Annotated in this window: 15 protein-coding genes; 10 read left to right on the forward strand and 5 right to left on the reverse strand. The window is 47.4% G+C overall.

The window, feature by feature from the left end; translation table 11 throughout:
• Positions 1-3: 3 nt before the first annotated feature.
• The 4 genes from FHS86_RS14475 to FHS86_RS14490 all read left to right on the forward strand — a co-directional run bounded on the left by FHS86_RS14475 (position 4) and on the right by FHS86_RS14490 (position 8,510).
• Entirely contained in the window at positions 4-3,159 is a 3,156-nt protein-coding gene (locus tag FHS86_RS14475) for a type 1 glutamine amidotransferase family protein (protein WP_429415119.1), read from the forward strand.
• Between the two features lies 1 nt (position 3,160).
• Positions 3,161-4,351, forward strand: a complete 1,191-nt coding sequence (locus tag FHS86_RS14480; protein WP_429415122.1) for a glycoside hydrolase family 88/105 protein — start codon at positions 3,161-3,163, stop codon at positions 4,349-4,351.
• A gap of 70 nt (positions 4,352-4,421) precedes the next feature.
• On the forward strand, positions 4,422-5,666 hold the full coding sequence (locus FHS86_RS14485; protein ID WP_429415124.1) for a pectinesterase family protein: 1,245 nt from the start codon (positions 4,422-4,424) through the stop codon (positions 5,664-5,666).
• A gap of 3 nt (positions 5,667-5,669) precedes the next feature.
• Entirely contained in the window at positions 5,670-8,510 is a 2,841-nt protein-coding gene (locus FHS86_RS14490; RefSeq protein ID WP_429415127.1) for a glycoside hydrolase family 95 protein, read from the forward strand.
• Between the two features lie 132 nt (positions 8,511-8,642).
• Here FHS86_RS14490 and FHS86_RS14495 read toward each other — a convergent pair whose 3' ends face one another.
• Positions 8,643-9,410, reverse strand: a complete 768-nt coding sequence (locus tag FHS86_RS14495; protein ID WP_429415130.1) for an MBL fold metallo-hydrolase — start codon at positions 9,408-9,410, stop codon at positions 8,643-8,645.
• 125 nt (positions 9,411-9,535) lie between these two features.
• Here FHS86_RS14495 and FHS86_RS14500 point away from each other — a divergent pair, with 125 nt between their 5' ends.
• A complete protein-coding gene (locus FHS86_RS14500; RefSeq protein ID WP_429415133.1) occupies positions 9,536-10,009 on the forward strand; it encodes a DUF6452 family protein in 474 nt (157 codons plus the stop codon).
• Positions 9,975-10,679 (forward strand): DUF6048 family protein, encoded by a 705-nt coding sequence (locus tag FHS86_RS14505; protein ID WP_429415136.1) that lies wholly within the window; start codon positions 9,975-9,977, stop codon positions 10,677-10,679. Before FHS86_RS14500 ends, FHS86_RS14505 begins: the two co-directional genes overlap by 35 nt.
• Positions 10,680-10,720: 41 nt before the next feature.
• Here FHS86_RS14505 and FHS86_RS14510 read toward each other — a convergent pair whose 3' ends face one another.
• Positions 10,721-11,152: a hypothetical protein gene (locus FHS86_RS14510; RefSeq protein WP_429415139.1), complete on the reverse strand. Its 432-nt coding sequence runs from the start codon at positions 11,150-11,152 to the stop codon at positions 10,721-10,723.
• Positions 11,153-11,555: 403 nt separating this feature from the next.
• Between FHS86_RS14510 and FHS86_RS14515 the strand changes: the two genes are divergently transcribed.
• Genes FHS86_RS14515 through FHS86_RS14525 form a run of 3 tightly spaced genes read left to right on the forward strand, consistent with a single transcriptional unit; the run spans position 11,556 to position 18,254 of the window.
• Entirely contained in the window at positions 11,556-13,253 is a 1,698-nt protein-coding gene (locus FHS86_RS14515; protein WP_429415142.1) for a hypothetical protein, read from the forward strand.
• A gap of 25 nt (positions 13,254-13,278) precedes the next feature.
• Positions 13,279-16,476, forward strand: coding sequence for a SusC/RagA family TonB-linked outer membrane protein (locus tag FHS86_RS14520; protein ID WP_429415145.1), 3,198 nt, complete (start codon positions 13,279-13,281; stop codon positions 16,474-16,476).
• Positions 16,477-16,499: 23 nt separating this feature from the next.
• Positions 16,500-18,254, forward strand: coding sequence for a RagB/SusD family nutrient uptake outer membrane protein (locus FHS86_RS14525; RefSeq protein ID WP_429415148.1), 1,755 nt, complete (start codon positions 16,500-16,502; stop codon positions 18,252-18,254).
• 399 nt (positions 18,255-18,653) lie between these two features.
• Here FHS86_RS14525 and tnpC read toward each other — a convergent pair whose 3' ends face one another.
• The 3 genes from tnpC to tnpA form a co-directional block, all read right to left on the reverse strand.
• Positions 18,654-20,306 carry an IS66 family transposase gene (tnpC, locus tag FHS86_RS14530; protein WP_429415151.1) on the reverse strand — a complete coding sequence of 551 codons (1,653 nt, stop codon included), beginning with the start codon at positions 20,304-20,306 and terminating at the stop codon, positions 18,654-18,656.
• Positions 20,307-20,382: 76 nt separating this feature from the next.
• Positions 20,383-20,751: an IS66 family insertion sequence element accessory protein TnpB gene (gene tnpB, locus FHS86_RS14535; RefSeq protein WP_429415153.1), complete on the reverse strand. Its 369-nt coding sequence runs from the start codon at positions 20,749-20,751 to the stop codon at positions 20,383-20,385.
• Complete coding sequence (gene tnpA, locus FHS86_RS14540; RefSeq protein WP_429415156.1) at positions 20,744-21,094, reverse strand: IS66 family insertion sequence element accessory protein TnpA; 351 nt, start codon at positions 21,092-21,094, stop codon at positions 20,744-20,746. The genes tnpB and tnpA overlap by 8 nt, the downstream gene beginning before the upstream one ends.
• Positions 21,095-21,162: 68 nt before the next feature.
• Between tnpA and FHS86_RS14545 the strand changes: the two genes are divergently transcribed.
• On the forward strand, positions 21,163-21,536 hold a 374-nt coding region (locus FHS86_RS14545; protein ID WP_429415158.1), incomplete at its 3' end, for a tyrosine-type recombinase/integrase.

Here is a 21,536-nt window from a genome sequence, read left to right on the forward strand (position 1 = left end):
ACCATGAAGAAAAAGTTCTTTCAATATACCAATAGCCCTTTGCTGATTATTCTGCTTGCAATAAGCACCTTATCGTCATGCAAAAATAACAAAGAGCTGGAAGGCGCATCGTACGATCAAACCATTTCGCATGCTACTTTTACCAACCCGCCGGCCAGCTACCGGTCGTTTCCGTTTTATTCACTGAACGACAGCCTCAACCCGGAAGAACTCAGAGAACAAATCCGCTCGTTTGCCGAGGCCGGCATGGGCGGCTTTTACCTCCACAGCCGCGACGGTTTGTTGACCGAATACCTGGGTGACGATTGGTGGCAGGCCATCGATGCCGCAGTGGACGAAGCCAACAAACTGGGACTCGAAGCAAGTTTCTACGACGAAGACAAATGGCCCAGTGGTTATGCCGGTGGTAGTATTCCTCGTATGGGCGAGGCTTTTCGGGCCAAATCGCTGGCACGTATCAGCAAAAACACCAGGCTTCCGGCAGGCGCCGAAATCATAAAATCAGACGACCACTACCATTACATCATTCATACAGCACCAATGGGAAATCCGATTTTCAACGGAACAGCCTGGGTCGACCTGATGAACCCCATGGTGGTTGACTCCTTCCTGCAAAGCACACACAAGCTTTATTTTTCAAAATACAAACAGCTGCAAAGCCGCTACACCCCGTCGATATTCAGCGACGAACCGCACATTCATGCACGCTATTTCGATCGCAGCACACCGCATGAGGGAATTTACACTTACTCTTCGGCCCTGCCTGAAAAATTTGAACAACTGTGGGGCTACCCCTTCGTCAATAAAATTGAACTACTTTTTGAAGAACAAGCCAACTGGCGTGAAGTACGCCTGCACTATTACCGAACTGTCGCCTTGTTGTTCGAAGAAAATTTTTCGAAGAAAATTTCCGCTTATTGTGCTGCACAGGGCTTTAACTTTACCGGTCATTTTCTGGGCGAGGACGGCCTTGAAAAGGTGCGCGACCGCATCGGTAATTCCATGCTGCATTACCGCAACATGCAGGTTCCCGGCATCGACCACCTGGGCCTCACCATCGAAGGACGGCTTTTAACTGCACGACGGCTAAGCAGTGTGGCCAATCAGTTTGGAACGCCCCGGCGCATGAGCGAACTTTTCGGAATTACCGGTCATAACATGAATTTCGAAGACCGCAAATGGCTTACAGGCTGGCATGCCGTACTGGGCATTAACCATTATGTGCCCCACCTTACGGCTTACAGTCTGAAGGGCCTTCGTAAACGCGACTATCCGCCGACCTTCTCCTACCACCAGCCCTACTGGTCGTACAATAAAATAATAGAAGACTACATGGCACGTCTGGCCTACGCCACCACAATTGGCGAACCCAGGCCTCAGTTTCTGGTCATTAGTCCGCTTGAAAGCGAATATGCCAAAGGAGATGACGATGGCGATTTTACTGCTCAGCAACTCGAAGTTCTGAATGCTCTGCAGAATGCTCACTACGACTACGACATTGGCGACGAACAAATCATGGCCGATACTGCTTTAACAGAGAACAGGCAGATCAAAATAGGGCAAATGAGCTACCCCAATGTCATTCTTCCCGATATGCTTACCATCAGGGCCTCAACTTTTGCTTTGCTGGAAGCCTTGGACGAAAAGGGAGGTAATATTTTTTACACCCACCGTCTGCCGCAGTATATCGATGGACTGCCCGCGGAAGCCCGGCTTAAAAAGCTTGAACAATTTGCTGTAAAAATTGATCCCAAGCACTTTGAGGAACAAATTTCGGCTTACGTAAAACCGCCAATAAACATCCAAGGCGAAGCACCTGAAAAAATATGGACTCAGGTCAGGTACAGCAAAGAAGGCGAACTGATTCAGCTTTACAATACCAGTCACACACAGGCCATGCGCTTTACCTTACAAAGTGAAAGCCTGAATGATCGTCCTGTTTTATGGGATCCTTCATCAGGACAGTGTTTTACAATCCAACTCAACCACCAGGAACAGGCAGAACTTCATCTTCCGGCCTCTTCTTCCGTGTGGATTACCACCGGAAAACTGAGCCGGAATGCTCTGAACACTCAGCCCTACCCTGAAAACAAAAAGCAGGCCGTGTTAAAACAGCTCGACAACAAATGGGAAGGCAAACGCCTTTCACCCAACTCCCTTACGCTCGACTTTGCAAGTTACGCAACTGCCGGAAATAATTGGAGCGAGCCCGAACCGGTCATAGCCATTATGCAACAGCTCACCAATAAACAATACAACGGGAAACTAAAACTGCGCTATACCTTCGAGGTGGCCGCACTTCCTTCCAATATTGCTTTGTCGGTAGAGCAAGCATGGATGTTTAATTCGATCAACATCAATGGAAAAGCACTGAAATTCGACACACAGAATTTCTTCATCGATCACCAGTTTCCGGTGGCCGATGTAAAAGAATGGGTCAAAGCCGGAAAAAACATCGTTGAAATGGAGCTCGATTTTTTGGCTCCCGTCGATACCAGCAGCATTCAGTCAATACGCTATGGCAGCGAACTCGAAAGCATATACCTGTTAGGCGATTTTGCCGTAAGCGGAAATGCACACAGTGTATTGCATGAAACCCATCGCAACAACACGGGGCTTTTCATTCCACGCCCGGCGCATGGCTTTGGCAGTTTTGAGCTCGCTGCCGAAAATTCACAATTTACCGGTGATCTCACGCCCGAAGGCTATCCCTTTTATTCGGGAGGTTTTGAACTCAGCCAGGAATTCACCCTGACCAGCGATGTTGATGGCAAAGACCTCCTGTTGCGCTTCCCCAATACCGAAGCCATCGTAATGCTTGTTGAACTGAACGGGCAGGCCGTCGACACCCTGGTGTGGTCACCTTTTGAAGTGAACATCAGCCCTTTTGTGCGCGAAGGCAGCAATCAGCTGAAAGTGACACTCTACAATTCGCTGCGAAACCTCTTGGGACCCCACCACCAACAACGGGGTGAAATGACCCGCGTAGGGCCCAAAACCTTTACCGGCCTGGGTGGATTCCCCGACCCACGGGGCGATTCCGACTGGTACGAACGAAGAAAGAAAGGTGCTCCGGCCAAATTATGGACCGACACTTATTTCCATATTCCTTTTGGTTTTGTTGAAGCACCCGAAATCATTGAACTGAAAGAAAATTAAAATGAAGATAACAACTGAGATGATGAGAAATACAACACTGTTATTGCTGCTGTTACTGTTTGCTTCGGCTTGTAACACGGCTCAAAAGAGCAACGAAGAAAAATGGAGTATAAAAATGGCCGATGCGGTAATGGAACGATACGACACACTGGCTTATTACAACGGTCGCAACATTGCCGGATGGTCGTACGATGTGGCCCTGGTTGGAATGGCCATCGACCAGCTGGGCGAGGCAGATCCAAAGTATTCTGCCTATATGAAAACCTACATGGACATGTTGGTTGAAAGCGATGGAAGCATTCCGCGTTACGACATGAACAAGTTCAACATCGACTACATTAACCCTGCAAAAAACATCATCACCCTGTACGAACGAAGCGGTGAAGAGAAATACCTGAATGCCCTTCCGCAGTTCATCGAACAGATGGAGCAACATCCAAAGACCGAAAGCGGTGGCTACTGGCACAAAAAAATCTACCCCTGGCAAATTTGGCTCGACGGAGTGTACATGGGCATGCCCTTTTTGACCAGGTATGCCAAAAGTTTCGATCAGCCGCAATGGTTCGATGTGGCGACTCATGAAATCATTCTTACTTACGAAAAAACACTCGACCCCGAAACCTGTTTGTTATATCATGCCTGGGATGAAAGCAAAGAACAGCGCTGGGCCGATCCCGAAACCGGAAAATCGCCCCATTTCTGGAGCAGGGCCATGGGCTGGTACGTAATGGCCCTGGTTGATGTACTCGACGATCTGCCCGAAGACCATTCCGACCGCACTGAAATTATTTCCATTCTGAATAAAACCATCGACGCCCTGCTCAAGGTACGCGATGAAACTTCGGGATGCTGGTACCAGGTGCTTGATCAGGGAGGCCGCGAAGGAAACTATCTCGAAGGTTCAGGTACTGCCATGTACATTTATGCCATGGCCAAAGGTGCCAACAAAGGCTATCTCGACAAAAGCTATCTCGAAGTGGCCAACAAAGCCTTCGACGACATGATCGAAACCTTCATCATCACCGACGAAGACCAGCTGCCCAGCATGATCAACATTTGTGGCAGCTGTGGCTTGGGAGGAAAACCTTATCGCGACGGAAGCTATGAATATTACACCACCGAACGCATCGTGAAAAACGATTCAAAAGGAGTGGGTCCCTTTATTCTGGCAGCCCGCGAATTGAACCGATAGTTTAAGTTCAGCATAGTGAGGTGCCTGGTTGTTTTCGGGTACCTCACATTTTTTAAATTTACTTGTCATCATGACCGGATTAATTAAAAAAGCAAGCAGTCTGTTTTTTCTGATCTTTACTGCATCCCTGCTGTGCAGTGCCATTCATTACGATGCCATTGTTGCAAACGACGGAACCGGCACCCATGCCAGCATTGGTGATGCACTTCGCGACATCCCGGCCAACTACAGCCAGCGTCATGTCATCTTTGTTAAAAACGGATCGTACAACGAAAAAATAAGAATAGAAAACGATCATGTGACCCTGCTGGGCGAAAGCCGCGAAGGAACCACCATCTGGTACGATCAGCTAAAAACCGACTGGGATTCGCATCGCGATTATGAAGGCCCGGCGGTAGTGAACATCCATGCCGACGATGTTATTCTGAGCCGGCTCACCATCGAAAATACCCAGCCACTGGTGGGCAAAGATGCCTTTGCCATCTACTCATCGGGTACCCGAACCATACTAAGCCAGTGTACAGTGAACAACAGCGGATCGAACTCGGTGCAGCTTTACAACACCAAAAACGGCCTGTATTACATCAACAACTGTCATTTTTCGGGAGCCGTCGACTTTGTTAAAGTATGTGGAAATGCCCTCATCGAAAATTCCACCTTTTTTCAGCACGAAGCCATTGGTTCATTGTGGCACGGGGCCTTCAACAACGAAAACGAGAAAGTAGTGGTGAAGAACTGTCTCTTCGACGGGGTGGAACATTTCTTTCTGGGAAGACACCACTACGATGCCTGCTACTATTTTCTGAACTGCCGCTTTTCAGAAAAAATGGCCGACAAAGCCATCTATCGTAAAACCTACAACGATCAGGATAACAACCGGCCCCATTTCTACGCCGACCGACATTATTTTCATCAATGTGAAAAAGAAGGCGAAGCATACAGCTGGTACCAAAACAATCTGAACCACCTTCAGCCTGAAGCAATCAACATCGGATGGATTTACCAAAATCAATGGGATCCGCTGCAGTCAGCCGAAATACATGTTGTCGGTTTTCGGATCTTCAACGGGCGTTACCTGCTTGAATTCGACCAGCAGGTAAGCCTTACAACTCCCCTCATTCTGAAAACAACAAGCGGTAAAATATTGAAATTTGAAAAAGGCAGGGGAAGAAATATCCTCTCTTTTGTATCGAACGAAAAGCTGAATTCCGAAGACCTGAAAACAGATTTTACGCTCATCGAAGGAACGATTATTCCGGTTTCGGCCCACCTTCATTATCAACAAGCAAACACATTAAGCAACCTGAAAAAATAAGCTATGGAAACCTATAAGAAGTACAAGCAGAAAACCTTCATTTCAACAGCCCTGCTCATGCTGTTGATGCTCGGCGTTGGCTGTTCAACTAGTGAACAGAACAAGGCCGAATTGTGGTACGATGAACCTGCCCTTGAATGGGAAGAAGCACTCCCCATTGGAAATGGCCGTCTGGGAGCCATGATTTTTGGCGATCCGGCCAATGAACACCTCCAACTAAATGAAGAAACGTTGTGGGACAGCTATCCCCGTGCTTATCAGCGCGAGGGCGCTGCAGAATACCTGCCCGTAATCCGCCAACTGGTGGCCGAAGGCAAACAAAGCGAGGCCGAAGTACTGGCCAATGATGTATTCATGGGGCGCAGAGCTTATGAAGATGATTATGAAGAAAAGCGCACCGAATGGCTGAATATGCTCGCCAACAACGAATTACTAAAGGAAAGCATTCACCCCTCAACCGACGATGCTGACTGGGACGTGATGCACATTAACTACAAAAGTGTTTGGGAAACCAAAGGCCACCCCGACCTCGATGGCTGTGTTGTCTTTCGTAAAACAGTGGAGCTTCCCGAAAGCTGGAAAAACAAACCCATTGTTCTAAACATGGGTAAAATTAAAGACCACGACCTGACCTGGATAAACGGGGTAAAAGTAGGCGAAACCAATGGTTACGAAGAAAACCGCATTTACAATATTCCGGCCGGTGTGCTTAAGCCCGGAAAAAACCTCATTGTGGTTCAGATCAACAATTATGAAAAAACCGGCGGATTTAATGCAGTACGAACCGGACATAAAAAAATGCACCTGGCACCCAGGGGATCAGACAACGATCCTGTTTTAATCGAAGGAGACTGGAAATACAAAATCATTGATACCCGCCCGCCATGGGCACCACAGTACCAGGCCAACTACCAGCCCTTTGCCGACATTCATATCCAAAGTACAGGGCACGAAAACTTCAGCAACTACCGCCGTTCGCTCGACCTGGAAAAAGCCCTGGCCCTTACATCCTACGAGGTAAACGGAGTCACCTTCACCCGCGAATACCTGGCTTCGAACCCCGATCAGTCCGTCGTGATGAAGTGGTCGGCCAGCCAACCCGGAAACATCAGCTTTACGGCCAGTTTGAGTTCTGCTCATCCCGAACACGCCATTCAGATTGAAAATAACAATACCCTGGTAATTCAGCTAAAGGTAGAAGACGGAGTGCTGACCGGTGAAGGCCGTTTGCACATTACTGCCAAAGGCGGAGCAATAAAGGCTGAAGCGAATCAACTGCACATCGAAAATGCCGATGAAGTAGTAATGAAATGGGTAGCAGCCACCAGCTTTGTTAACTACAAGGACGTAAGTGCCAATCCATCAGAAAGGTGCAAGCAATATCTTTCACAAATAGAAAGCAAAGATTATAAGGAAATAAAAGCAGCTCACCACAACGATTATTCCGCCTTGTACAATCGTTTCTCCCTTACGCTGGGCGGTGATGATAAAAGCCAGCTTCCTACTGATGAACGGATCAATGGCATTAAAACAGCCCCCGACAATGGGCTGGCTGCACTTTATGTACAATACGCCCGTTACCTGATGTTGTCGTCGGGTCGCAAAGGAACCAATCCACCCAACCTGCAGGGCATCTGGAACAAGGACCTGCATCCGGCCTGGGGAAGCAAATACACCACCAACATCAACTGCGAAATGAACTTCTGGCCGGTGGAGCCACTCAATATCGCCGAATGTCATTATTCACTTTTCAGCATGATTGAAGACCTGGCAGCCGAAGGAAGAAAAACCGCCAAAGCACATTACAACAGTCGTGGCTGGGTGCATCATCACAACACCGATCAGTGGAGGGGAACAGCTCCCATCAACAATTCCAACCACGGCATCTGGGTTACCGGCGGTGCCTGGCTCACCCATCACCTGTGGGAACATTACCTTTACAGCCACGATGATGAATGGCTGAAAAACTATGCGGCACCCATTATCAAAGAAGCAGCCCTTTTCTTTGTCGACTTTCTGACCGAAGATCCCGAAACCGGTTACCTTATCAGCACCCCTTCGAATTCGCCCGAAAATGGCGGACTGGTGCAGGGCCCTGCCATGGACCATCAGATCATTCGTTCGCTGTTTAAAATTGCTTTAAGAACCAACGAACTCACCGGGAACGATCCTGAATTTGAAACAAGCATCCGCTCCAAACTCGAACGGGTGGCTCCCGACAGGATTGGACAGTATGGCCAGTTGCAGGAATGGATCGCCGACATTGACGATCCTGATAACAAACACCGTCATGTGTCGCACCTTTGGGGCGTTCATCCCGGCAACGAAATCACCTGGGAAGCATCGCCCGAACTCATGAACGCAGCCATCAAATCGCTCGAAATGCGCGGCGATGAAGGCACCGGCTGGAGCCTGGCATGGAAAATCAACTTCTGGGCCCGTTTTCTCGATGGCGAGCATGCCCACCACATGGTGCAAATGCTGCTGGCACCGGCCAACGACCCCGAGCGCAATGTGCGCGGAGGTTCCTACCCCAACCTCTTCGATGCCCACCCGCCCTTCCAGATCGATGGTAATTTTGGCGGTGCTGCCGGCATTATCGAAATGATCATGCAAAGTCATCAGGGCTACATCGACCTCTTGCCAGCCCTGCCACAACAGTGGGCCAATGGAAGCATTAAAGGACTGCGTGCCCGCGGCGGATTCGAAATCGACATGGAATGGAAGGACAGCAAGGTGAGCCAGCTGGCCGTCAAATCGCTGGCAGGCCAGCCACTGAAACTGCATTTTAACGATCAGTTAATTGAACAGGAAACCACAAAAGGTGAAACGTACAAGTGGTAAGCCCCGGTTTGTATTGACAATGCCAAATTGCCGGCATTGTCAATACAAACCAATTAGTTTTCATAAAAAAGGATGTATCGCCAGGTACGGACCTCCTGCTTCTGAAAAAATCAATTGAAAAAAGATTCAGCTTTACTGATCTCCAAGTACAAGTACTTCGCTGGCTTCGCTCCGGGAAGTTGTAATGAAACGGTATTTCTCATGCAGACTGGCAAAAGCATTGTAGGCCAGTTCGGGCGTATTGTTTTCGCCCGAGAGGTGCGACAGAAAAACACTTTTCAACTGGCCGTTACCGTAAGTGCTGATTAATTCAAAGGCCTGGGCATTCGACAAATGGCCTACTTCGGAAAGAATACGCTGTTTTAAATACCAGGGATAAGCCCCATTGATCAGTAAGTGCTCATCGTAGTTACTCTCAAGAAAAACCACATGGCAAAGTTGAAAATGGCTGATTACGTTTTCGCAAAGCGAACCAATGTCGGTCATCACACCAATCTGATGGCCTTCTGCCTCGATGCGGAAACTGCAAGGTTCCCCTGCATCGTGTCTTTTGGCAAAAGGGTGTATGGTGAAAACACCCCATTCCAACGGCTCTCCAATGTGCAGATAGCGCGCTTGTGGGGTTTTTGAACTCTTGTGCGCATGGTTCCAGGTTCCATAAGTATAAAACACCGGAATGCCCAGCTTCTTGCTGAGCACACGGACGCCTCTGATATGGTCGGCATGCTCGTGTGTTACCAGCACGGCTTTCAGTTTTGAAGCATCGAGCCCGCGCTCTTCCATCCTCAACAGGATTTGTTTACAGCTGATCCCCGCATCAACCAACACAGCCTCTTCTTCAGTTCCAATGTAGTAACAGTTTCCGTTACTACCCGATGCAATCGCACATACTTCAACCATCTTCAATTTTTTTTCAAAAATACAGTAAAATGACCGATCATCACAAATCAAGTTTTTAACAGCACAGCGGGTTAAAAAGGTTTTTGTATGTTTGTGGGGCAAACCAACAACAGTAGCAGCCCTCTATGATCAGTCGAATTCAGAAAGTATTATTTAATGGTATCGTCCTTATGATGATGCTGTGGTCGTGCGATGAGCTTCCCTGTCCCGACAGCAATGGAGTCAACCTGAATGTGGGCTTTTACACCTTCGACGGACGAATACTGGCCGACACCACCATCGATACCATCAACTACATCCTGCTCAACCCTGCTGAAGATCATTACCAACAGGAACTCATCAGGGTACAATACTTCAGTTTTCCACTTTCAATGATTGACGACAGCTCCACCATGATCCTCCTTTACAAGGATGGGGTGAGCGACACCATCACTTTTTACTATGAAAGGCTTTTGACCCTTGAAAGCCACAAATGCGGCTTCGATAACTTTTTCGATATTAACGACATAAAAGCAAGCAACAACCGGCTTGATTCAGTTTGGATCAGGAAAGATTTGGTAGAATATGGTGAAGAAGAAAATATCAAAATATACTTTTAGTCTGCTCTTGCTGTTGCTTGCCATGGGAGCCGCAGCACAAAATGAAGATCGCAGGGGCTTATCACTGGGCATTGACCTTTCACGTTTTGCTGCCCCCCTGGTCGATACTACCCGTTTTGGCTGGGAACTTTCGGCCGACTATGAATTGCTCGACGATTTGTTTGGTGTAGTTGAACTGGGATCGCAAAGCACCCGCTTTCAACCCGAAAATTACACTTACCGTTCCGATGGAATTTACACCCGCCTGGGAGTCGATTATAACTACATGAAGCATGTCGACAGCGAAAGTACCGACAAACTTTTCATTGGCTTACGCTATGCTTTTACCACCTACTTTCACGAAGCCGGCAACATCATCATTAATGACCCGGTTTGGGGTGATTTCACCCAGGATGCTGTTGAGCGAAAATTCTTTAGTGCCAACTGGATGGAAGTGGCCACCGGAATGCGGGCCCGTCTTTTCAATAACTTCTACCTGGGCTGGTCGGCGCGTTTCAGGGTTAAAATATGGTTTCAGGACGATCAGGTGATGCAGCCCTACCACATCCCCGGCTATGGTCGCGGCTGGGCAGCAAGTCGCATGGGTTTTAATTACTCCTTGTATTACCGCATCCCCCTCATGAAAAAACACAAGGTCAGCAGTGAAGCCCTGCCCGTAAAAAATGAATAGAACTAAAAAAAGAAGCTACAGCGCCCGCCACCTCCACTTTTTCACGTAGTCATAAACGAAGTTTCGGTGTACTCTTCCATAAAGTTTTTATGCAGCTTCACCCTGCTCCCAATGTAAGTCCTCAGTTCAAGGATAATTTTCAACACTTCATCCATCTCGTCGGCATAAAGAAAAAAGCGTTCTCCTTCACGCTTCGATTCTTCGGCAAAGCATTTTACTTCAAAAATCTTCCCGGTGAATCTTTTGAACTTCGGATCTTTCTGTACAATCATGTGAAGCAGAACATGATAATTTTCTGATGGTGTTACTGCTTCAAAAAGAAACTTCTCGTAGGCATCGAGGTACCTTTTTACTGCATTACAACTACTGCAAATGGCAGTGCAATGTTCTTCCTTGTTGAGGTAAAACTTCGATTTAGCTTCTTTGAGTGCAAAGTCACCTTCGACAAAAAGTTGTTCAATATCAGACATCATGACTCGTAATTGGTTTAGAAAGTTATAATCATCAGCATAAATTTACGAAAACAAGAGAACGACCAATTGATAAATTATTATAATTAATTTTTCGATCTATTCGACTGATTTTCTGAATATTCAAACAGAATGCAAGTGATGAATTATTCAGCACCATCTAAATGTGCACTGCACCGGGGGTTTAAACTGCCAGGGCAATTTTCTCTTTTGTGCTTACAGAATGCCAATTTCTCACTTATAACCATTTGTCCACCCCAAAAAACTATCCTTACACTGTGTTAAGCATTGTTAAAACTAATTTTATCCCGAAAAATATCACACAGCTTCATGGAACAAAGCTGAGCTTCATTAAAACGTACGACTCAAATAATTATAAAAAATGAATCTAATCAAATTTAATTTTATGAAAACAACTAAACTGATCAGGTACGCTTTGTACACCGTAATGCTGGCAGCATTTGGCCTGGTTGGGTGCGAAAAATTGGACCTTTACACAATTGATGCGCCCGCTGACCTGCAAAGCAGGATCGACTCAATTGCAGCCGAAAGAGCAAAACAGTCTACAGGCGATACCACTTACCTAAACATCGCTACAGCGATAGTCGGGGCTGAAGATAACAGTGCCGCATGGTGGACTGCCTTCTCTGATTATTTTGCTATTCCAAGCAACAAACTATTACATTTAGAATTTGTTAACCACGGCTCCGGAGTGAACAACTGGAACAACTGGAACCTGGCTGTTGCAAATGAAGTTGGCGATCGTGACGCCGAAGGCTATGCCGAATACTTTGTTCTGCGAGCCGATGCCTACGGTTGGGGCAATGGAGATTTTGCCTTAAACATGATCTCGCATAACTATACCGACTTAGACGGCGATGACGATATTTGGAACGACTTCCGCAGCACCATGCAGGGAGCCTATGTGACCATGGAAATCGACCACTCAGCCACCGGCAATGTATTTGTTACGGCCACTTCCGTTGGAACAAATGGGGTAGAGCTGATTCAAACCTATCAGCAACCCGTTTCTGCTACCGAAGACATTGTGGCTTTCCTTATCTGCGATGGCAGCTATTTCGAGATGAAAAAGGCCTATCTTCTGCCTTCTAAAGTGACCGTTGTAGAAGATGTAGCCCCAGTTTCTATTGCGATCGAAGGAGCTCCTGTTATCGTCGAATTAGGCGACGATAATTTCTGGGGCGATGCAGTGGCCACTGTTACTTTTGCTGACGGATCAACCGAGCAGGTCGATTCGGCTGACATTACCTTCACCGTAATCCCCGACATGACTTCGCTCGGAGAGAAAACAGTTACGGTAGCCTACAGCAAAACAAAACAAGGCGCATACACCCAGGCCGTAACAGGCTATTACAAAATCAACGTCACCAATCCGGTTAAAACCATCGAAGTGACCACTTTGCCTTCCATTACCAATTACTATTTTTATAGTAGCGACTCTATTTTCTTCGACAGTGACGGCATTGAGGTAACTGCTACCTATTCCGACGGCTCAACTAGTGTTTTGGCTAAAGAATCACTCCGATTTGGTAAAATTCCTGCAATTGAAGGAGAACAAAACGTCCTCATCGCCTACAAGGGAGCAGCCAATACTTTTACCACCAACTGCCCCGTAAACCTTACCAAGGGAGTAGCCCAGGTTGGTGCAAACGACTTCTCAACTGCCTGGTGGACCGAATTCTCCAACGACTATGCCGTTGCTTCCGGCTCAGGCAAAACCCTTAGCATGTACTGCTACTCGAATGGCGTCAATAACTGGCACAGCCCATGTACGATTCTTCGCAAAGCCGACATGACAGAATATGCAGTTGTTCGCATGGATAACTTCGGATGGGGTGACGGATATGCCACCGCCACGTTAACCAACGACTGGAATTGGGATACCTTCACACCAAATATTAATGGTTCCAAAATAGACATCACCGTTACCAACAAGGCCGACAATACAGCCGATGTACTTTACGAAGTGACTTTTGCCAACGGCGATACCCATTTCCAAAAATATGAAGGCATAACGGTCGACAGCGCTGATTTGAATTGCGCACTCGTAATCGAGGGAGCTTATGTCGTAATTGTTGAATAATCAATAAGCTAAAAAACTTAATCATATGAAATATTCCTATTTAATCCTGTTTGCACTACTGGCGCTTGCAACAACTTCATTCGCCGAAGACACCGGAAATGCAAAACAGATGTTAACGACTCAGGCCGACAACACCACCGTAAAAGGGATCGTTGTTGACGAAAGCGGGGCATCACTTCCTGGTGCCACCGTGCAACAAAAGGGTACATCCAATGGTGTTATTACCGACATCGATGGCAACTTCTCTCTTAACGTCCCCTCCGATGCCACACTTATCATTTCTTTTGTTGGATACAAAAGCACCGAAGTAAACGTGGATGGAAGAACTCAACTGGGCAACATCACACTGACGTCCGATTTAAAAGAACTCGACCAGGTGGTGGTAATCGGCTACGGTACACAACGCAAAGTTGACCTCACCGGATCAGTTGCCATTGTCGATACCGAAGAAATGAAGAAGGTATCCAATTCGAACATGTCAACCATGCTCCAGGGAAAAGTATCGGGTGTTCAGATTACAACCGACGGACAACCGGGAGCCGACCCGGTGGTGCGCATCCGTGGTATTGGTTCATTCGGCAGCACCGCACCACTCTATGTGGTCGACGGAGTGCCTATGGGAACAACCATTCGCGACTTCTCACCCAACGACATCGAAAGCCTCCAGGTTCTTAAAGATGCTTCGGCAGCGGCCATTTATGGTTCACGTGCTGCCAACGGGGTGGTCATCATTACCACCAAGCAGGGCCAAAAAGATCAGCCCATGAGAATCGACTACAAAGGCTACATGGGCCTCGACCGCGTGGAAGAAGGCGTCTACAATGTGATGGACTCGTACCAGTATGGTGAGTTCCTGAACATGGCATTCGCAAACAGTGGTATGGATGTTCCCGCCGGTTACAATCCCGAAAGCGCCAAGTACATCGATCCTGCTGAAGTAAACACCAACTGGTTCGATGAAGCATTCAAAACAGGCATTCGTCAAAACCACAACGTGAACATCTCGGGTGGAGGTGCCAACAATACCTACAACATCGCCCTCGACTACTACAACCAGCAAGGAACCATGGTAGGTGCCGGTCCGAACTTCGACCGCTACACCGCCCGTATCAACAATTCAATGGATGTTAAATTTATCAAAATCAAAACAAACATTGTATACAGCCACAGCAACCAGGACAACATGGCACTTAGTAATGCCAACGAGTACGTTCAGGGGCTTTATGGTCAGCAATTTCCGGTAATGGCTTCTGCACTGCTTCAGCCACCAACCATGAAGGCCTACGATGAATCAACCTGGGTGCTCGACGATAAAATATCGGCCGCTTCGGAATATACCTACGACTCTCATGGTTTTGGTACCTACTACGACGATGTACATGGCGACATCAGGGTGACCAACCTTTTGCTTACCAACAGTCTGCTGGAAAGAAATACCGTTGTTGACCGCATCGTTGCTTCGGGTTCGGCCAATGTCGACATCATCGACATGCTTGGCCTTGTAAGTAGCAATCACAAGTTCAATTACAACCTGAACATGTCGTACAGTAAAACCTTTGCCAAGGACTTTACCTTTGTTCCTGCCTTCATTCAGAGTACAACCAACTACCTGTCGAAGAGCAACGAACGCCTTACTCAGGCTTACCGTAGCTACAACAATTCTCTGATCGAAAACTATGTAACCTACGATGGCAACTTTGGACGCAGTCACATCAACGTAGTAGCCGGTCAAACCTTTGAGCACTATCTCAATCACTCACTTACAGGTGAAGGCGTAAACATGCCTGAACCCTATTATCTTCAGATAAATAATGCCGAAGATACCCAGGCACGATCGGGCGAAGGCGAACATGTACTGGCATCGTATATCGGTCGTGTTAATTACGACTTCGATGAGAAATACCTCTTCTCCTTCACTGCTCGTCGCGACGGATCGAGCCGGCTCTCGGTCGATCGCTGGGAGTGGTTTCCATCGGCATCCGCAGGATGGCGCATCGAACGTGAAGATTTCTTCCAGGTAGCCAAATCAACCATCAACCTGTTCAAAGTTCGTGCAAGCTATGGTGAGCTCGGTAATGACGCCAACCTGGGCAATTACGATTACATGGACATCATGTCGAGAGGAAACTACACCTATAGCTTTGGAAACAACAAGGTAACCGGTTCAGCCATTTCCAACTATGTCAACACAGCCATTCGTTGGGAAAAGAAGAAAACCATTGATGTCGGTTTCGACCTTGGCATGTTCAACAATCAGCTGGAATTCACTTTCGACTGGTACAAGTCGACATCCGAAGACCTTCATTACGATGTAGCTGTGCCGGTAAGTGCAGGAGCAACCAACACTACGGTTAAGATGAACGCATCAACCATGGAAAACTCAGGCCTTGAGTTCCTGTTAGCCTACCACAATCGTAAAAATCCTGTTAAATTTGATATCACGGCCAATCTTTCAACCCTAAACAATGTGGTAACCAAACTGGGTGTATCGGGCGAACCTCGTTCCGATGGCTACAGCCGTACCGAAGTGGGCCGCGAAGTGGGTGAATTCTATGGCTATGTTTATGAAGGCATCTTTCAGTCGCAGGAAGAAATTGATACCCGTGTCAATGCCGAAGGTGAATTCATCAACCAGAGTGGTGCTCAACCAGGCGATGTAGCCTATGCCGACATCAACCTCGACGGTGAAATTACCAACGAAGACCAGCAATTTCTGGGCAGTGGCCTGCCAAGTATCAATTACGGGCTGAATGTACGTGCCGAATATAAAGGAATCGACATCAGCATTTCAACCTTTGGCGCAGCGGGTTTCAAAGCAGTCGACTTTGTTGATCTCACCTTACGCAGCTCGTACGGTGCACTCAATAAGAATGCAGATTTGCTAAATGCCTGGACACCGGAAAATACCAACACCGATGTGCCCCGCGTAGCTTACAAATCGACCGGATCCATTACCAACGATATGTTCAGCGAACGTTACCTGCAAAATGCAGCTTATCTGAAAATTGCCAATATCGAATTGGGCTATAACCTGCCTGATCGATTGTTTGGCGGCTATGTAAGTGGTGTTCGCATTTATGCATCGGCCCAAAATCTGGCCACCTTCTCGGAATATAGAGGATACAACGTCGATTTTGCCGGTGGTACCTTTACCCCGGGTTTCAACTATGCCTCGTATCCAACACCACGAACAATTATGTTTGGAGTTCATTGTTCATTTTAATATAAGTTAAACTAGATAATCATATGAAAAATTTTAAAATAATCTTTATAATATTCGCGCTTATCGGAGGCTTTACCGCCTGTGAAGACGAACTCGATGTTATAAATCCGAACAATCAGACCACCTACGATTTTGGCGATTCAGAGCCGGAATTACAGGAGGCCATTATTGCCTGCTACAACCGCATCCGCCTCGAAGGCACCTTTGCCCGTGTTGGCTATACCATGGATGCTGTAAGAGGCGACGAAGTGTGGAACTCATCTCAGCAATGGTACCTCGAGTACGACAACCTCAACTCTCCCGGTACCATCGAAATTGGCGACATGTGGATCTGGCGTGACAACTACCACGTAGTGAACCGTACTAACTTCGTATTGTCGAAAGTTGATGAAGTGAATTTGTCGGATGATGCCTACAATCAAATCGCAGGGCAGGCACTCTTCCTTCGCTCTCTGGCCTACTATCATCTGGCTACTTATTATCAAACAGTCCCTTTGATTACCGACTATGCTGCCTATTCAGACATCAGCACCATGTATGCCTCCAACAGCACGCAGGACGAGGTATTCGACCAGATTGAGGCCGACCTTGCCAAGGCAATGGAGATGCTCCCCTCGCGCGATGAAGGCGGAGAATGGGCTGCAGGACGCGCCACAAGCGGGGCTGCTGCCGGTTACCTGGCACGTACCCTGATGTTCCGTCACAAATTTGAAGCAGCCTATACCGTACTCAAAGACATCATGGCCGGAAAATACGGACACTACGAACTGGTTGCCGACTATGGCGACAACTTCAGGGAAGGCACCGAAAACAACGCCGAAAGCCTCTTCGAAGTTCAGTTTCTCGACTTTGGCACTGGTGGTACCGACGAAGAGTGGACTCCGGTTAATATCAGTCCGGAAGCAACCCAGGGGCATGCCGTCGAAAGTAACTATGCATCTCAGGAGCTGGGTAGCTGGGGCGACCTGGCAGGTTCTCCCTGGTTGTACAACCTGTTTAAGAAAGAGAACAGTACCGATGGCCGTCTCGATCCACGCCTGTACTGGACACTTGTCACTTATGAGGATGAATACAACGCTTACACCAATCAGAAAACTTCGGCCTATCCAAACGGAGATCCCCGTTCGAACACGGTATATCAACAGGACATCACACAAACTCCCCTGTCGAACAATGCCCAGGGTGGAATATCAATCGCCAAGTTTACCAATGCAAGGAACAACCTCTACAGCTCCATTACCAACGGACTGCACTGCGGGGTGAACATCCGCCTGATGCGTTACAGCGATGTTTTACTGCGTGCCGCCGAATGCGAAAACGAAATCAACGGCCCAACACAAACTGCCATCGATTACATCAACGAAGTACGTCGTCGCGTGGCGCTCGAAGACCTTCAGCTTTCCGACTTTCCGTCGGCTGATGCACTTTTCGAACAAATTGCCAACGTTGAACGGCCTAAAGAATTCGGTTGCGAAAACGGAAGGGGAATTGACCTGCTCCGCTGGGGCTTCTTTTACAGCGACGATCGCCTCAACCAGCTGGTCGAACATGGCTATTACAAACTCGATGGCACAGCATCGACCGAGGAACTCACGGCTGAAACCGCCAGTGCTTCATCGTTCCAGTATTATTACAAGGGACATGAATACTTCCCGATCTACCAGTCGACGCTGAATGCCAACCCAAATCTTACAGGCAACTCGGCCAATAAGAATGAAGACAACGGACCTGCTTTCAGAGAGAAATACAATATTCGTCCGGTGGTAGCATTGGATTAGCGCATAGCTGTATTATAAAAAGAACTTCCTTAGTGGCCCGACAGAAACAGGCCGCTAAGGAAGTTTTTTTGTAAATATCCTGCTTCTGAAATACTTTTTGATCAGAGACCTTCCATAGACGAATAAATAAACCTTATTTTCCGGGCCAACCTTAGTAGCCAGCAACATCCCTGTATGATTCCACCTTATTTGCCCTATTTGGTTTTTAATGTAATCATCGGATTTCCACCAGCTTCAGTAGTTTGCAGCCGTTCCCTCTAAGCATGTTAATAAGGTTTGGTAAATACGATGTAAGCATCCGGTGAACTCCGTATTGTTTTGCAAGGAATAGGAGTTAATATCAGTGTTTCTCTAAAACATTCAGAGAACTATTAAAGTCAGGTTGGAGTTTCTTTGAGTTTATTCAGGTTTTTTTGAAGCAAAGTTGTGCGGGAGCAGTTCTGCCAGGTCCTTGCTGTAGTCGTTGTCGTAATGATGTACATTTTCGAGAAAGAAAACCAACCATTCCCTGAAGTTAACCCCACTGGCTTTGCAGCAGCCAAGCAGAGAATAAACAATTGCTGCGTTTTCGGCTGCATTGTGGTTTTTGCAAAACAGCCAGTTTTTTCGCCCCAGGGCAATGGGCCGGATTTCGTTTTCGGCCAGGTTGTTGTCCATCTTCCAGCGTCCGTCGAGGTGATAACGGGTGAGCTTGTTGTAAATATTGTAGGTGTAACGGATGGCCTTCCCGATCCGGCCCTTGGGCAGCACCATTGGGTATTCGCGCACCAGCCACTTTTCAAAAGCAACCATAATAGGATAGGACAAGCGGGTTCGTAATTCGGCACGCTGTTCATCACTCAGGTTTTCCTGGTCGGCCTGCCGCTCCACATCATACAGCAGCCCTATTTGCTCCAGGGCATATTCTGCCCGGGATTTATCTTCCGATAAAGCCTCTTCAAATTTCCTGCGTACATGCGCCCAGCAGCCCAAAGGCAAAACGCCTTTCTTTTTTTCATAAATATCGTATACGGCATAGCCATCACTCTGCAGTGCCCCCTGGTACTCTTTAAATAATTTTAGTGCTACTTTTTGTGCCCGGGAGCCCTGGTCGTAATAAAAGAAAACCAGTCCGGGCATCACCGCTCGTACCATCCAAAGGTACCCTTTGACCGTTTTGTGTTTTTCGTTGTTTACGATCGGGACAGTCGTTTCGTCGGCCTGGATATAGTCACTCTTAAGCACCAGCTCCATGATCCGGTGCCAGGCCGGCCGCATTAAATCGGCCACCCCGGCAAACCAGTCGTTCACTGTTGATGCGGGTAAAGAGATGCCTTGTTGTTTGAACATCTCGATCTGGCGGTAAAACGGAAGATGGTTCACATATTTGTTGATCATCATATCGGCCAGTACCGTTGCCCCTGCATAACTTTTGGGGATTGGGAGCAATGGCATGGGGGCCGTTACAATGGTTTGGTTTACGGATGTTGTGTCGTCTGTTGTTGTGTTGTCTGAGGATGTGCTTTCGGTTTTCACCACGTACTTGTGGCGGATGATCTGGCGGACATACCAGCGTGCCGGATCACGCTCCAATACTTCGGTAATCTCGGGTGCCAGTTCAGTGCACTTGGTCAGGTCAATATTCTTTGGGTAAATGTGGTATTCTTCTCTTGGCAGGCTTTCGGGAAGCGGCTTACGAACGGCTTTTTTCTTTGGCTTTTGGACAGGATCCTTTTCTTTGTATTGCTCAATTTCCTCTATGGCACTTATGGTTAGTTGTTGCTCTTCTTCCAATAGATCCAGGCCGTCAAAATCAAGCTTGCGTTGCTGTGGATCTTCGCTGATAAACCGTTCACTGGATTTGCCCCAGATCTTTCTCAGCAAAATACTTATCCGCTGTTCTTGCTGACTGATAATTTGATCCTTTTTCCGGAGTTGTTCTTCGAGTGAAGCCTTTTCTGCTGCAAAATCATCGAAGCCGGAGAGTTGTTCCCGGAGCCTGTAATTCTCGCGGTAAAACTCGTCCCTGTCCTCCAATAATTGTTGTACAAAAAGCTCTTCTTCCCTGGTCATTTACGTCCTGATTTTTACTGGCGTAAAGATACTAAAACGGGCCAATTTAACCAAGAGAAAAATGCTCGTTTTTGCCTTATTTTAAAAGGGTTTCAGGGGTTTTCTCAGGCGCTTTTTTGCTTGTGTTTTTTCTAGTGGCCACCCCCTTTGTCATGGTCATTAACCCTTCCCAACTGGTCTTAAAAGTATGGCTTTCGGGATCAAATCCGGGCAGGTTAAAAGTACCCGATTCCAGCTTCATGTGATAGATCACCAAACCGCCACATTCCATGTGAAGGATTTTCATGCTGGTACATCTGCGGTTAATGAAGATAAAAACATCGCCATCCTTTACGTTGCGGCCCATTTGGTTGGTCACCATCCCGCTCAGGGTATAAAAACTGCGGCGCATATCTGTTGGCTGGGCATACAGATAGTAGTTCATCGATGGTGTGAGGCTAAACATTCCCGGATAAATTAATGCGGAGCAAACCTTGCAGCACTTCCATGGGGGGCTGCCCGCTCAGTTTTATACTGGTACCATTGGGATAGTTGATCTCATAAAACAATGGGGCCGGTTCTGTGTTTTCAGGCATCCTTCCAGATGGTAGTTGCTGGTGATTTATTTGTTCCCTTTCAAATACAACCGGAACAAACCCTGTGGTATTAAGCCGTTGATCTTTTATTCTCTTTTTCCAGTAATAAAATTTTGCTTCACTCATTCCCAGGTTGGAGCAATACTCCCGGGCAGTTAAGCCCGACGATAGGAAATCATCGTAAATTGCAAGGAACTTCTTTTCGTTTAACATGTTGCTTGATTTTAGTCAGGCAACAAATTTATTTTTCCTCAAGGCCGAAGCAAGACGGGGTTAGCCGAATGGTTACGCTTAAAGGTGATACCAAACTTCCTGTTATCCTGAACCAGCTCGAGTTAAAGGAACTTTTTAGCGCTCCAACTCTGCTGAAACAGCGCATTGTTCTGACGCTGATCTACTCTGCCGGTCTGCGCGGACAGGAAGTGATTAACCTGAAAATCTCCGATGTGGATTTTGAACGCCGTACCATCCACATACGACAAAGCAAATACAAAAAAGACCGCATTGTTCCGCTTGCCGAAAGCATGGCTGTCGGTTTGAAAAAGTACCTGAAAGCCGAGAACCCCCACATCTGGCTGTTTAACGGTAAAGAGCCCGATGGCCGTTACAGCGTGCGTGGCCTGTCGTGGGTGATGCGCGAAAACCTGAAAAAGAC

It is taken from the genome of Roseimarinus sediminis (assembly GCF_050433125.1).
Taxonomy (GTDB): Bacteria; Bacteroidota; Bacteroidia; order Bacteroidales; family Prolixibacteraceae; genus Roseimarinus; species Roseimarinus sediminis.